The organism is Baekduia alba, assembly GCF_028416635.1.
Lineage (GTDB): Bacteria > Actinomycetota > Thermoleophilia > Solirubrobacterales > Solirubrobacteraceae > Baekduia > Baekduia alba.
In genome coordinates this window covers 111,382-125,104 of sequence record NZ_CP114013.1, presented here as the reverse complement: position 1 = coordinate 125,104, position 13,723 = coordinate 111,382, and the positions used below count along the sequence as shown (strand labels likewise).

The window sequence follows — 13,723 nt, the reverse complement described above, 5'->3', positions numbered from 1 at the left end:
CGCGCCGGGTAGCGTCGACCGATGGCCCCAGACCGCTCCCCCGCGCTGCGCCCGATCGGCGTCGTGCGCTCGCCGCTGACCGACCGCGCCGCCGCGCCCAAGCAGGGTCCCGAAGGCGGGCCCGACGCGTGGCTCGAGCTCGACGACAACCTGCTCCCGGCGCTCCGGTCGATCCAGACCGGCGACCGGCTCCTGCTGATCACGTGGCTGCACCACGCCGACCGCGACGTCCTCGAGGTCCGGCCGCGCGGCAACCCGGACAACCCGCTCACCGGCGTGTTCAGCACGCGCTCGCCCGACCGGCCCAACCCCATCGGGTTGCATCCGGTGACCGTGCTCGCGGTCGACGGCGCGCGCCTGCTCGTCTCCGACCTCGAGGCGCTGGACGGGACGCCGATCGTCGACCTCAAGGCGGCCGACGCCTCAGGGTGAGGCGAGCTTGGAGCCGACCGGCTCGCCGGTGCGCGTCATGAAGGCCAGCGGGCCGATCATCAGGCGGAACAGCAGCGCGCGCACGCGCGAGCGCCGGCGGGCGATGCGGGGACCGAGCGCCGCGGCCATCGCCGTGACGCCGGGCATCGGCCGGACGAAGATCTCGATCGACGCGATCAGCCCGTCGTCGTCGAGCTGCATGAGCAGCGTCTCGGTGAAGGGCTGGCGGCCGATCCGGCCCGACAGCTTCAGCACCCGCGTGCGGTCGTCGCCGACGTCGAGCACGTAGGCGGAGTCGGAGACCACCGCGTGCACGTCCTCCATCAGGTCGCGCAGCTGCGCGTGGCCGCGGAACGCGAAGCGGTCGGTGATCGGGGAGTGCAGCGCGACGTCGGGACGCATGGTCGCGAGCAGCGCGTCCAGGTCGTGGGCGTCGTAGGCGGCCCGGTAGGCGGAGAGGGGACTGTCGACGGCGAGCTCCATATCTGCGACGGTACGCACGAACCGATCAACCCGCAACGGCCATGACGCACGAAACAGCCCCTGCGCTTCATCACAACGGTATGAGTCGGCTCATCGCGCTGCTGCGCGCGGACCTCACGGCGATGACCGACGCGACCGAAGCGATCGTGCACCGCGAGCACCCCGAGCTCGTCGCGCGCGTCGGCACCGCCGACGTCCGCCTCGGCGTCGCGCACACGCACGAGCGCTTCGTCGCGATCCTCGACGACACCGCGCCCGACGACCGCGCGCGGCACATCGCCTTCGGGGCCGCCACGGCCGCGGCCGGCGCGAGCGTCGAGGAGCTGATGGCGGCCTACCGGATCGGCGCCCAGGTCGGATGGCGCCGCGTCCTGGCCTTCGCCGCCGACCTGGACCTGCCCGGCGACGTCGCGCTGACGCTCGCGTCCAAGTCCATGGCCTACATGGACGAGCTGGCCGCCAACTCGCTGGAGGGCTTCGCGCGCGAGGCCGAGGCCGCGCAGGGCGCCCGGGCCCGGGCGCGCCAGGCGCTGCTCGACGCCCTGCTCGACGGGCGCGGCGACGACGCCGACGCGCTCGCCGCCGCCGCGGGCTGGCCGCTGCCCGCGCGGCTGCGCGTCGCGGTCCTGCTCTCGGCCGAGGGCCATCGCTTCGACGACCGCATCCTGCTGCTGGGCCGCGCCGACGGCGTGGCGGTGGCGGTCGCGCGCGAGGAGGACGCCGACGCGCTGCTCGCCGAGGAGCTCCCGCTCGCGGCCGGCCCCGCCGTCGCGGCCGACCAGGCGCCGCTCAGCCTCGCGCGCGCACGCCGGCTGGCGGCGCTCGCGCGCGCCGGCGTCCTGCCCGCCGACCGCCCCCACCGCTGGGAGGACCACCTCGCCGACCTGATCGTCCACGCCGACGCCGGCGCCGGCGAGGCGCTCGTCGCCGCCCGCCTGGACCCGCTGCGGGACGCGTCGCCTGCCCGCGAGCGGCTGCTGCGCGAGACGCTCCAGGCCTGGCTCGACCATCCGGGCCGCCCGCGCGAGATCGCCAAGGCGCTGCACCTGCACCACCAGACCGTGCGCTACCGCCTCACGCGCCTGCGCGAGCGCCTCGGCGACGACCTCGACGACCCTTCGGCGCGCTTCGAGCTCGGGCTCGCGCTGCGGCTCGCCGCCTGAGGCGACCGACGCCTACACCTTGCGAAACGAGATGCCGGACCGCTCCAGCCGCGTCCGCAGCGCCGGCCCCATCGCCTGCGCGGTCGTGACCTGGCCCGCGGTCGCGGGCAGGTCGTCGAGCGCCAGGCACAGCGTCGCGTCGGCGAGCATCTTCGACGTCTCGCGGTAGCCGGGATCGCCGCCGCGCACCTCGCACACGACGCGCTCCGCGCCATCGGCCGTCTCCCCCACGAACCGGACCGAGAACCAGCCCTTGGCCATCTGCGCGTCGCTCGGGCCCTCGCCCTGCGGGACGCGCGACAGCAGCGCGCGGCGCAGCGGCGGCACCTGCGCGGCGGCGACCATCGACAGGATCCCGGCGACGCCGCCGACCGCGATCGGCAGGCGCTTGACCGCGGCGTAGTGGCCGTAGGAGAAGTCCGGGCCGTAGCGCTCGTCGGCCCGCGCGCTGCGCCCCACGACCTGCGGGTCGACGGTCGGCAGCGGGACGGCCCACGCGTCGAGCGCGCGGTGCGGCTTGCCGGGCTCCTCGATCCGGACGCGGTCGCTGCGGCCCTCGAGCGCGCGCCGCTCGCGCGCCGCCGCCATGTTCTGCCGCGGCCGCGAGAAGCCCGTCATCGCCGAGGCGAACGTCCCGCCGCTGAAGCGCCCGCCGGCGCGCACATAGCCGCGCACGCGCAGCGGCACGCCCGCGGGCAGCTGCGCGACCGTGAACTGCACGCCGAGGTCGTGCGGGATCGAGTCGAAGCCGCACGCGTGCACCAGCCGCGCGCCGGACGCGACCGCCGCGGCGTGGTGCGCGACGTACATCCGGTCGACGAACTCGGGCTCACCGGTCAGGTCCAGGTAGTCGGTCCCGGCGGCCGCGCACGCGCGCACGACCGGCTCGCCGTGCAGGACGTAGGGGCCGACGGTGGAGGTGAGCACGCGCGTGGAGCGCGCCAGCGCGGCGAGCGACGTGTCGTCGCCCACGTCGGCGAGGACCAGCTCCGGCGCCGGCGCGTCGGGGTGCGCGGCGACGACGCGCGCGCGCACCGCCTCGAGCTTGTCGCGCGACCGCCCGGCCAGCGCCCAGCGCAGCCCCGCGGGCGCCCGCGCCGCGATCTCGACCGCGGTCAGCGCGCCGGTGAAGCCGGTGGCGCCGAGCAGCGCGACGTCGTAGGGCCGTGCGGGATCGGGCATGTTGAGGACCTTCTCACATGCATGGCACCGTCCACCCCGCAAGATTCCCGGCACGCGACCGATGACCAGTCCGACAGTGCATCGGCGCATTAACGGGTACGATCGCTGTCGTCCTTCCGATCCGACCAAGGGATTTTCGATCGTGCGCTACCGCTTCGCCCTCGCTCTGATGGTCGCGGGCCTGTTGTTCTCCGCTGGCATCGCGTCGGCCCAGAGCACGACCACCACCGGCACGGGCACCGACCCGACCAGTGGCTACACGCAGACGCAGACGCAGACCGAGACGACGTCGCCGACCACGACGACGCAGACCACCAAGCCCAGCACGCAGGAGGGCACCGGGGTCGCTCCGGCCGTCGCCGCCCAGCCTGCCGCCTCGGCGCCGAGCAGCCTCGCCTTCACGGGTGGCGAGCCGCTCCTGCTGATCATCGCCGGCCTCGCGATCGCCGGTGGCACCGCCACCCTGCTCGTGCGCGACCGCCGCCGCAACCAGAACTAGTGGCACCTGGCGACGACGCCCGCGTCACACCCCTCGGGGTGCGGCGCGGTGCGTCGATCGCCGACCTGCGCGCCGAGGTCGAGCGCCTCAACGAGGCGCTCCGCCTCGCCGAAGAGCGCCGGCGCACCGCCGAGCGCACGCTCGCCGACGTCGCGCGCATGGCCGCGGCCGACGCGGCCGACCTGCGCGCGCGCCTCGCCGCGGTCGAGCGTCAGCTCGCCGCCACGTCGGCTCCCGCTGCCCCCGCCGCCCCGCCGCCGTCCCTGCGCCACCGCGCCAAGCGCGGACTGCTCCTCTTCGGCCTCCTCGCCGGCCTGCTCCTGATCACCGACGGCCTGCTGACCATCGTCTGGCAGGAGCCGATCACCGCGCTGCAGCAGTCGCGCGACCAGGCCGCGCTGCGCGACGACCTCCAGGGCCTGCGCAAGACGCTCGCCGCCTCGACGCCCAAGGCGCCGCAGGAGACCGCGCGCCACCGGATGCAGCGCCAGGCGGTCGCGCTCGACGGCGCCGGCCGGCCCGCCGGCTCCGCGATGGGCTCGATCAGCATCCCGAAGATCGGGCTGAAGAGCGTGTTCGTGGAGAACACCAACCACGACGCCCTGAAGAAGGGACCGGGCCACTACAAGGGCACGGTCCTGCCGGGCATGGCGGGCACGGTCGGCCTCGCCGGCCACCGCACGACCTACGGCGCGCCGTTCAAGCGCGTCAACGAGCTCCACGCTGGCTCGCGCATCGTCATGACCATGCCCTACGGCCGGTTCACCTACAGGGTGATCGGCTGGCACATCACGACGGCCGGCGACGCGTCGTCGCTGGTCTCGCACGCCGGCCAGCACCGCCTCGTCCTGACCGCCTGCCACCCGCTGTACAGCGCCGCGAAGCGCATCGTCGTCAGCGCGCGGCTGGTGTCGTCGACGCCGGCGTAGCGCCGTCGCGACTACGAGGCCGGATCCCTGCTCGGCTGCGGGTTCGGCCCCCCAGGGCCGACACCCGCTACGGGAACCCGGCCCCCTGGGCCGGCGTTCCCCAGGCGACGCTCACACACGGCGATCGCGTCCGGCGACGCGTCGACCAGCACGAACCGCCGGCCCAGCTCCGCGGCCGCCGCGCCCAGGGTGCCCGAGCCGGCGAAGAAGTCCAGGCACCAGCCGCCGGGCCGCGACGACGCCGCGACGATCCGGCGCACCACGCCCAGCGGCTTCTGCGTCGGGTAGCCGGTGCGCTCGGCGCCGTTGGTCGGGACGATCGTGTGCCACCACACGTCGGTCGGCCGCTTGCCGCGCTCACGCTGCTCGGGCGTGACGAGGCCGGGCGACATGTAGGGCTCGCGGTCGACCTCGGCGTCGTCGAACCAGTAGCGCGCCGGGTCCTTGACGTAGACCAGGATCACGTCGTGCTTGGCGGGCCAGCGCCGGCGCGGCTTCGCGCCGTAGTCGTAGGCCCAGATCAGCTCGTTGAGGAAGCACTCGCGGCCGAAGATCCCGTCGAGCAGCACCTTGACGTAGTGCGACTCGCGCGGGTCGAGGTGCACGTAGAGCGTGCCGTGGTCGGCGAGCAGCCGGCGCGCCTCGCGCAGCCGCGGCTCCAGGTAGGCCGGGAGGTCGTCGAAGGCGTCGGCGTAGGCCATCGAGCCGACCTCCTCGGTCCGGTAGCGCCGCCCGCCGAACCCGGTCCGCGTGCCCTCGGGGTCGGCGACCGCGCGCAGCGTCGTGCGGACCTGAGCGCGCCCGGTGTTGAACGGCGGGTCGATGTAGACCACGTCGAACGCGCGGTCGGGCAGCCGCGGCAGCGCCGACAGGTTCTCGCCCTCGATCAGGAGGTCGTCGTCGAGGGCCAGCGGGTGGGCGGGGACGGGTTCGACATCACGGACGACGCGCACGGCCCGCGAATGTGGCACGGTGATCGGACGATGCGACAACGACGCCTCGCGCTTCTGGCGGCGGCGGTCGTCGTCGTGGCGGGGGCCGTGCTCGTCCTGCTCGGCAGGGGCGGCGAGTCGCAGGGGCCGCGTCGGCTGGCGCCGGGCGCCGGTGCGACCGACACCACGCGCGATCCCTTCGCCTACGACGCCGGCCGGCAGGCCGACTTCGAGACCGCCGCCGCGGCGGGCCTCAGCCACGTGCTCTACGCCAAGAGCCCGGGCGGCGCGGTGGCGACCGCGCAGCGCGTCCAGAACCTGCGCCCGCTCGTCGAGGACGTCGCCCGGCGCGCGCACCAGGACCCCGACACGCTCGAGGCGATCGTCTTCCTGGAGAGCGCCGGCCGGCCCGACGTCGCGGCCTCCGACGACCTGCGGTCCGCCGTCGGCCTGACCCAGATCCTCGCCCAGACGGCGACCGACCTGCTGGGCCTGAAGGTCGACGTCGCGCGCTCGCAGAGGATCACCGCCCAGATCGCGCGGTCGCAGTCGTTCAGCCACATCGCGAAGTTGAAGGCCTTGCGGCGCCGCGTCGACGAGCGCTTCGACCCGCGCAAGGCGCTGGAGGCCACGACGCGCTACCTGGAGTTCGCCAAGGACAACCTCGGCCGGCGCGACGACCTCGCGGTCGAGAGCTACCACATGGGCGTCGGGAACCTCCAGCGCGCGCTCAAGGCGTATGGGAACGCCGACATCCCCTACGCCCAGCTCTTCTTCGACTCCACCCCGGTCCGCCACGCCAAGGCCTGGGGCGTCCTCGCCGGGCTCGGCGACGACTCCTCCACCTACCTGTGGCGCATCGGCGCGGCCAAGACCATCATGAAGCTCTACCGCGACGACCCCGACGAGGTGGTGCGGCAGGCCGCGCTGCAGGCCAGCCCGGCGGGCGAGCGCGTCCTGCGGCCCTCGGGGGCGACGCCGGCCTTCACCGACGACGGCGCGCTGCAGACCGACGCGCTCGCGGTCGTCACCGGGCCGGCGCTGCGGCCGTCGCAGGCGCTGGCCGCGCGGCCCGCGGCGCAGCGGGCGCTGCGCCCCGAGGCGCTGCGACTGCTGCGCTACCTCGCGCTCGGCGTGCGCGAGGTGTCCAAGAGCGCGCCGCTGGTCGTGACCAGCGCGGCGCGCTCGGTCGCCGGCGAGGAGCGCGACACGCGCGGCGCGTTCGGCGCCGAGACGCCGCCGTCGGCGCACACGACCGGCTACGCCTTCGACCTCTCGCGCGCCTACCGCTCACCCGCGCAGGCGCAGGCGCTCCAGTTCTGGCTCGACCGCCTCACGGCGCTCGACGCCATCGCCTGGACGCGCGAGCCGTCCGTCATCCATGTGACGGTCGGCCCGCGCGCCGCGGCGTTGACGCGGTAGTCCTAGGAGTTGGCGGCGCTGAGCAGGTCCTTGGCGACCTGCGCGACGTTCTCACCCGTGATGCCGAGCTTCTCGAGCACCTCGGGGCCCGGCGCCGACGCGCCGAAGCGGTCGATGCCGACCGAGCGGTCCACCCAGCGCTCCCAGCCCATCGTCACGGCCGCCTCGACCGAGACCTTCGGGAGCGTGGGTGGCAGGACCCCGTCGCGGTAGGCGTCGTCCTGCTCGGCGAAGAGCTCCCACGCCGGCAGCGACACCACGCGCGCGCCGATGCCCTGGTCCGCGAGGAGCTTCTGGGCCTCGATCGCCGTGTGGACCTCGGCGCCGGTGCCGACCAGCACCACGCGCTCGTCGCCGGTGGCCGGCGCGACGACGTAGCCGCCGCGGCCGACGCCGTCGAAGTCGATGTCCAGGATCGGCAGGTCCTGGCGCGACAGCGCCATCACGGCCGGCCCCTCGAGGTCCTCGATGATCACGCGCCAGGCCTCCGCCGTCTCGTTGGCGTCGGCCGGCCGGAAGACCGCGAGGCCCGGGATCGCGCGCAGCGCGGCGAGGTGCTCGACCGGCTGGTGCGTCGGGCCGTCCTCGCCCAGCGCGACCGAGTCGTGCGTGTAGATCCACGCGACGCGCAGGCCGGTGAGCGCGCTCAACCGGATCGAGCCGCGCATGTAGTCGGCGAACTGGAGGAACGTCGAGCCGTAGGGCCGCAGGATGCCGCCGTGGGCCGCGAGGCCGTTGACGGCGCCGCCCATGCCGTGCTCGCGGACGCCGAAGAAGATGTTGCGGCCCGCGTGCTCGCGGGTGAAGCGCTCGGCGTCGCCGCCGGGGAACTCCGTCTTGGTGGACTCCGACAGGTCCGCAGCGCCGCCGACGAGCGTCGGGACGAACGGCGCCATCGCCGCCATCGCCTTCTGCCCGGCCGAGCGCGTGGCGATCTTGTCCTTGCCGGGTGGGAGGGCCCAATCGACGGAGCGCAGCGCGTCCTTCAGGCCCGGCAGCGGCCGGCCGCCGTAGGAGCCGCCCTCCCACGCCAGGTCCCACTCCCTGCCGAGGTCGGCCTTGTCGTGCTTGAGCTGCGCGAGCCGCTGGTCCCACTCGGCCTGCAGCGCGGCGCCGCGCTCGCCGGCCTTGGCGAAGTCGGCGTAGACGTCGTCGGGCACCAGGAAGTGCGCGTCGGGATCCCAGCCCATGGCCTCCTTGGTGGCCCGGACCTCGTCCTCGCCCAACGGCGAGCCGTGCGCCTTGCTCGTGCCCTGCTTGTTGGGCGACGGGTAGCCGATGATCGACTTGACGCGGATGAGCGAGGGCTTGGCGGTGTGCTTCTGGCCCTCCTCGATGGCGGCCTGCAGCGCGACGACGTCGTTGGCGTCGTGGACCTCCAGGACGTGCCAGCCGTAGGCCTCGAAGCGCTTGCCGACGTCCTCGGAGTCGAAGCTCAGCGACGTCGGGCCGTCGAGCGAGATCGAGTTGTCGTCGTACAGGTAGATGAGCTTGCCGAGGCCGTACTGGCCGGCGAGCGACGCCGCCTCGGAGGCGACGCCCTCCATCAGGTCGCCGTCGGAGACGATCGCGTAGATGAAGTGGTCCTGGACGTCGGCGCCGTAGCGCTGGCGCAGGAACTCCTCGGCGAAGGCCATGCCGACGCCGTTGGCGAAGCCCTGGCCGAGCGGGCCCGTGGTGACCTCGACGCCCGGCGTGACGTGGACGCGGTCGCGCTCCGGATGGCCCGGCGTGAGCGAGCCCCACTGGCGGAACCGCTTGAGCTCGTCGAGCGGCAGGTCGTAGCCGCTGAGGTGCAGGACGCTGTAGAGCAGCGCCGAGCCGTGGCCGGCGGACAGGACGAAGCGGTCGCGGTCCGGCCAGTCCGGGTCCTTCGGGTTGTGGCGCATGACCTTCGCGTACAGGACGTACGCGGCAGGAGCCATGCCCATCGGCAGGCCGGGATGGCCGCTGTTCGCCTTCTGGACGGCGTCCATCGACAGCGTGCGGATCGTGTCGACGCTCAGCTGGTCGATCGAGGTGGAGGAGGTGGCGGCTTCCATATAGGACAACCTACCCGCCCGAACGCGGCCCTACGGAGTGAGCTGCTTGGCCTCGTCCGCGCCTTCGAGCGCCGGATCGGAGTGCGACGCGCGGAGCTCGTAGGCGGCGCGCTTGCTCGTGTCGATCTGCGCGAGCACCTGATCGGCCTTCAGCGCGCGGCTGAGGCCCTCGCGGCCGGCGCGCGGGAGCAGGTTCATCACCTTGGTGATGCCGGCGACCGAGCGCGGGACGAAGACGTCGAAGCGCGCCTCCTTCAGCGCCGCCACGATCTCGTTGGCCACGTCCTCGGGCTGGACCTGCTTGACGCCGCGCGTCTCGGTCAGGCCCGAGGCCAGCTCGGTGTTGACGACGACCGGCATGACGCAGGAGACCTCGACGCCGGTGTCGCGCAGCTCGGCGCGCAGGGCCTCGGACACGCCGACGACGAAGTGCTTGGTCCCGCAGTACGTGCCGCCGCCCGGGAAGCCGCCCTTGCCGGCGGTCGACGCGATGTTCACGACGTGGCCGCGGCCGCGCGCCAGGAAGCGCGGGACGATCTCCTTGACGCCGTGCATCACGCCGTTGACGTTGATGTCGATCATGCGCTGGGTCGTCGCGTCGTCCTCGTCCCAGAGCGTGTGGCCGACCTGCATGATCCCGGCGTTGTTGACCAGGACGTCGATCGGGCCCAGCTGCTCCTCGGCGCCGTCCAGGAACGCCTTGACCGACGCGCGCCGCGTGACGTCGAGCTCGAAGGCGACGGTGCCGTGGCCCAGCTCCTGAGCGGTCTTCTGGGCGGTCGCGTAGTCGAGGTCGCCGATGGCCACCTTCATCCCCTCGCGCAGGAACGCCTGCGCCGTGGCGCGGCCGATGCCGCGTGCGGCGCCGGTGATCGCGGCCACCTGGCCGGTGAGGATGCGGTGCTGCTTGGCCATGGGACAGAGCCTCCAACAGAAAATGACGGGGGCGTCACCGTACCAGGCCCGGCTTGACCGCGCGAGGTAGGCTGACACCGTGTCAAGCACTCCGGTCGAGGTCGTCCTCTCCGAGCTCCAGCAGGCGACGCTGCGCCAGCTGGTCGACACCTTCGCGCCGGAGGTCGCGGTCGACGACGACCCGACCGGGTTCTGGGCGCGCAAGGGCTCCGACCTCGGCGTCGACGCCGCGATCGCCCAGCAGCTGTCGTCGGGCGCGATCCCCGAGGACCAGGTCGACGGGCTCCGGCAGTTGTTGGATGCCTTGAGCGCCCAGGGCTTCGACGCGGCCCCGCAGGAGGTCCGCGAGGCGATCCTGCACGGGTTCATGGACAGCGACCCGGCCGCGCTGGGCGGGCTCAGCGGCCTGCGCGCGCTGACGTTCCTGTTGTTCTACGCGATCCCGGACCCGGCCACCGGCCGCAACCCCAACTGGGAGGCCATCGGCTACCCGGGGCCGCGGGCGCAGCCGCCGTCGGCGCAGGAGGCGCCCAAGACGATCCCGATCACGCGCCCCGCCACCGCCGACCTCACGCTCACCGCGGACGTCGTCGTGGTCGGCTCGGGCGCGGGCGGCGGCGTGATCGCGGGCCAGCTCGCGGGCGCCGGCAAGGACGTCGTGGTCCTCGAGGCCGGCGGCTACTACAACGAGGCCGACTTCAACCAGCTCGAGCTCTGGGCCTACCAGAACCTCTACCGCGCGGGCGGCCTGGCGCAGACGGCCGAGGGCCAGATCGCGCTGATGACCGGCGCCAACCTCGGCGGCGGCACGACCGTCAACTGGACCAACTGCCTGCGCACCTACGACTGGGTGCGCGCGGAGTGGGAGCAGGTGCACGGCCTCGAGGGCCTCGCCGGCCCCGAGTACGACCGCCACCTCGACGCGGTCAGCGCGCGGATCGGCGTGACCGACGCGTGCTCGGACGCCAACGGCCCCAACCAGCGCGTGCTTGACGCGGCGGCCCAGCTCGGGATCGACGGGCGCACGATCACGCGCAACGCCGACCCGGACAAGTACGACGCCGACCTCGCCGGGCTCATGGGCTTCGGCGACGTGACCGGCGCCAAGCTCGGGACCCTGAAGACCTACCTGCAGGACGCGGCCGACGCGGGCGCGCGGTTCGTGGTCGACACGCGGGTCGAGCAGGTGCTCGTCGAGAACGGCCGCGCCGCCGGCGTCGAGGGCACCTACCTCGACGCCGAGGGCAACGCGGCGCGCGTCGTCGTCCGCGCCCCGACGGTCGTGGTCGCCGCCGGCGCGCTGGACACGCCGGCGCTGCTGCTGCGCTCCGGCATCGGCGGCCCCGCCGCCGGCGACTACCTGCGCCTGCACCCGGCGACCGCGGTGATCGGGATCTACGACGCGCCCCAGCAGGCGTGGTGGGGTGCGCCGCAGTCGGCGCTGTCGATGGAGTACGCCGACCTCCAGGACGGCTACGGCTACCTCGTCGAGACGTCGCACGCCTCGCCGGGCGTAACCGGGACGTCGGTGCCGTGGGAGAGCGGGCGCCAGCACAAGGCCGACATGGCGCGCGGCCCGATCTCCAGCGCGATGGTGTTCCTGATCCGCGACCGCGGGCACGGGCGCGTGACCGTCGACGCCGCCGGCAACCCGGTCCACACCTATCCGTTCAGCGACGGCGTGGACCTCGCGAACTTCCGCCACGGCCTGCGGACGATGGCGCTCATGCACGACGCCGCCGGCGCGCAGGAGGTCCTGACCCTGCACCGCAAGCGCCTGCACTGGGTCCGGTCCGGCGGCGAGGCGATCGAGGACTACGCGGCGCGGGTCGTGGCCGCGCCGCTGTCGCCGTTCGAGCACGCGACGTTCTCGCTGCACCACATGGGCAGCGCGCGGATGGGCAAGGACCGCAAGACGTCGGTGGCCGGCCCGTTCGGCGAGCTGCACGACGTCGGCGGCGTCTGGATCGGCGACGCGTCCGCGTTCCCGACCGCCAGCGGGACCAATCCGATGCTGACGACGATGGCCCTGGCCCACCGGACCGCCGAGGCGATCGGCGCCTCCTAGTAGCGTCCGCCCATGCCGTCCTTCTTCGCGCACGAGGGCCGTCGCCTGGCCTACACCGTCTACGGCGAAGGACCGCGCACGACCGTGCTGCTGCACGGGTTGCTGCTGTCGCAGAAGATGCACCGGCCGCTCGCGCGGGCGCTCGCCCGTGAGGGCAACCGGGTCATCACGCTGGACCTGCTCGGCCACGGCCGCTCGGACCGCCCGCGCGACATGACCGCCTACTCGATGCCGTTCTTCGGCGAGCAGGTCATCGCGCTGCTCGACCACCTCGGGCTCGACGAGGCGGTCGTGGCCGGGACGTCGCTGGGCGCCAACGCGACGCTCGAGGCCGCCGCCGCCCACCCGGACCGTGTGCGCGGGATGGTCGTCGAGATGCCGGTGCTCGACAACGCGCTGCTCGGCTGCGCGATCGCGTTCACGCCGCTGATGTGCGCACTGACGTTCGGCGAGCCGGTGATGAAGGGCGTCTCCTGGTTCACGCGCAAGGTCCCGACCGGCGGGATCTGGGGCGCCGACGTCCTGCTCGACACCGTCCGCCAGCAGCCCGGCCCGTCCGCCGCCGTCCTGCAGGGCCTGTTCTTCGGCCGCGTCGCCCCGCACCGCGACATCCGCCGCACGATCGCCGCGCCGGCGCTGGTCATCGGCCACGACCGCGACCCGGTCCACCCGTTCTCCGACAGCGACGCGCTCGTCAACGAGCTGCCGAACGCGCGGCTGCTGCGCGCCGACTCGTTCCTGGAGCTGCGGATGACGCCCGAGCGGTTGACGAGCGAGATCGCGGCGTTCCTCGCCGAGTGCTGGAAGCCGCGGCGCAAGACGCGCTCGGCGGCGGCCTGACCGTCCGCTCAGCCAGAGCGGCAAGCCGCTTTACGCACCGTTCATGGACGCACCGCTACTCTCTCGCGCGTGTCGAGCCGCCAGGAGGAGAAGGAGCGCCGCCGCCGCGAGCGCGAGGAACGCGAGCAGGCGGAGGCCAGCAAGGTCGCCAGCAGGCGCCGGCTGCAGCTCGTCGCGGGAGCCGTCATCGGCCTCGTGGCGATCGCCGCCGTCGTCGCGGCGATCGTGTCGGCCGCCGGCGGAGGCGGCGACGACAAGGGCGACGGGGGCGGCTCGGCGAGCGGCTCCTACAAGTCCGTCGCGCTCCCGGTCCGCAAGACCACCGACTTCGACGCGGCCGTCAAGGCCGCCGGGTGCACCTACAGGAAGTACCCGAGCGAGGGCCGGACGCACCTCCCGTCCGACACCGCGGTCAACAACAAGTACAAGACGAACCCGCCGACGTCGGGCAACCACCGGCCGACGCCGGCCGAGGACGGCGTCTACGCCCCGGGCAACACGCCCGACAAGGAGAACTTCGTCCACACGCTCGAGCACGGGCGCATCGAGCTGCAGTACTCGCCGAAGGCGCCGGCCGCCGTGCGCAACCAGCTGTACTCGCTCTTCAACGAGAAGGTCAAGGGCGTGAGCGGCTACCACATGGTGCTGTTCGAGAACAACACCAACATGCCCTACGAGGTCGCGGTGACGGCGTGGACGCAGCTGCTCGGGTGCGAGACCGTCAACGACAAGACGTGGGACGCGATCCGCGCGTTCCGCGACCGCTTCGTCGACAAGGGCCCGGAGCTGATCCCGTAGGCGGTCTCCGGGCCGGAG

At 73.7% G+C, this 13,723-nt stretch carries 13 protein-coding genes; 8 read left to right on the top strand and 5 right to left on the bottom strand.

Going from position 1 to position 13,723, the window contains the following annotated elements; all coding sequences use genetic code 11:
* Nucleotides 1-21 precede the first annotated feature (21 nt).
* Nucleotides 22-432, top strand: coding sequence for a tRNA (N6-threonylcarbamoyladenosine(37)-N6)-methyltransferase TrmO (gene tsaA, locus DSM104299_RS00605; protein WP_272475342.1), 411 nt, complete (start codon nucleotides 22-24; stop codon nucleotides 430-432).
* On the opposite strand, the gene DSM104299_RS00600 is transcribed toward tsaA, so the two are convergent.
* Nucleotides 424-915, bottom strand: a complete 492-nt coding sequence (locus DSM104299_RS00600) for a nuclear transport factor 2 family protein (protein ID WP_272475341.1) — start codon at nucleotides 913-915, stop codon at nucleotides 424-426. The genes tsaA and DSM104299_RS00600 overlap by 9 nt on opposite strands.
* A gap of 80 nt (nucleotides 916-995) precedes the next feature.
* Between DSM104299_RS00600 and DSM104299_RS00595 the strand changes: the two genes are divergently transcribed.
* Entirely contained in the window at nucleotides 996-2,078 is a 1,083-nt protein-coding gene (locus DSM104299_RS00595) for a helix-turn-helix domain-containing protein (protein WP_272475340.1), read from the top strand.
* 12 nt (nucleotides 2,079-2,090) lie between these two features.
* Here DSM104299_RS00595 and DSM104299_RS00590 read toward each other — a convergent pair whose 3' ends face one another.
* Nucleotides 2,091-3,260, bottom strand: coding sequence for a saccharopine dehydrogenase family protein (locus DSM104299_RS00590; RefSeq protein WP_272475339.1), 1,170 nt, complete (start codon nucleotides 3,258-3,260; stop codon nucleotides 2,091-2,093).
* 142 nt (nucleotides 3,261-3,402) lie between these two features.
* Here DSM104299_RS00590 and DSM104299_RS00585 point away from each other — a divergent pair, with 142 nt between their 5' ends.
* A complete protein-coding gene (locus DSM104299_RS00585; protein ID WP_272475338.1) occupies nucleotides 3,403-3,759 on the top strand; it encodes a hypothetical protein in 357 nt (118 codons plus the stop codon).
* A gap of 38 nt (nucleotides 3,760-3,797) precedes the next feature.
* Nucleotides 3,798-4,688 (top strand): class E sortase, encoded by an 891-nt coding sequence (locus DSM104299_RS00580; RefSeq protein ID WP_272475337.1) that lies wholly within the window; start codon nucleotides 3,798-3,800, stop codon nucleotides 4,686-4,688.
* Nucleotides 4,689-4,699: 11 nt separating this feature from the next.
* Here DSM104299_RS00580 and DSM104299_RS00575 read toward each other — a convergent pair whose 3' ends face one another.
* Nucleotides 4,700-5,641 (bottom strand): DNA-methyltransferase, encoded by a 942-nt coding sequence (locus DSM104299_RS00575; RefSeq protein WP_272475336.1) that lies wholly within the window; start codon nucleotides 5,639-5,641, stop codon nucleotides 4,700-4,702.
* Nucleotides 5,642-5,671: 30 nt separating this feature from the next.
* Between DSM104299_RS00575 and DSM104299_RS00570 the strand changes: the two genes are divergently transcribed.
* Complete coding sequence (locus tag DSM104299_RS00570) at nucleotides 5,672-7,042, top strand: transglycosylase SLT domain-containing protein (RefSeq protein ID WP_272475335.1); 1,371 nt, start codon at nucleotides 5,672-5,674, stop codon at nucleotides 7,040-7,042.
* 2 nt (nucleotides 7,043-7,044) lie between these two features.
* Here the strand turns inward: DSM104299_RS00570 and tkt are convergent, their stop codons facing one another.
* Together tkt and DSM104299_RS00560 are read right to left on the bottom strand one after the other, a co-directional pair.
* Nucleotides 7,045-9,084 carry a transketolase gene (gene tkt, locus DSM104299_RS00565; protein ID WP_272475334.1) on the bottom strand — a complete coding sequence of 680 codons (2,040 nt, stop codon included), beginning with the start codon at nucleotides 9,082-9,084 and terminating at the stop codon, nucleotides 7,045-7,047.
* Between the two features lie 30 nt (nucleotides 9,085-9,114).
* A complete protein-coding gene (locus tag DSM104299_RS00560) occupies nucleotides 9,115-9,999 on the bottom strand; it encodes an SDR family oxidoreductase (RefSeq protein ID WP_272475333.1) in 885 nt (294 codons plus the stop codon).
* 79 nt (nucleotides 10,000-10,078) lie between these two features.
* Between DSM104299_RS00560 and DSM104299_RS00555 the strand changes: the two genes are divergently transcribed.
* The 3 genes from DSM104299_RS00555 (at nucleotide 10,079) to DSM104299_RS00545 (ending at nucleotide 13,705) form a co-directional block, all read left to right on the top strand.
* Nucleotides 10,079-12,067, top strand: coding sequence for an FAD-dependent oxidoreductase (locus tag DSM104299_RS00555; protein ID WP_272475332.1), 1,989 nt, complete (start codon nucleotides 10,079-10,081; stop codon nucleotides 12,065-12,067).
* A 12-nt stretch (nucleotides 12,068-12,079) separates the two neighbouring features.
* A complete protein-coding gene (locus DSM104299_RS00550; RefSeq protein WP_272475331.1) occupies nucleotides 12,080-12,907 on the top strand; it encodes an alpha/beta fold hydrolase in 828 nt (275 codons plus the stop codon).
* A gap of 69 nt (nucleotides 12,908-12,976) precedes the next feature.
* The gene (locus DSM104299_RS00545; RefSeq protein WP_272475330.1) at nucleotides 12,977-13,705 is read left to right on the top strand and encodes a DUF3105 domain-containing protein; all 729 of its coding nucleotides are present in this window, start codon (nucleotides 12,977-12,979) and stop codon (nucleotides 13,703-13,705) included.
* Nucleotides 13,706-13,723: the final 18 nt, after the last annotated feature.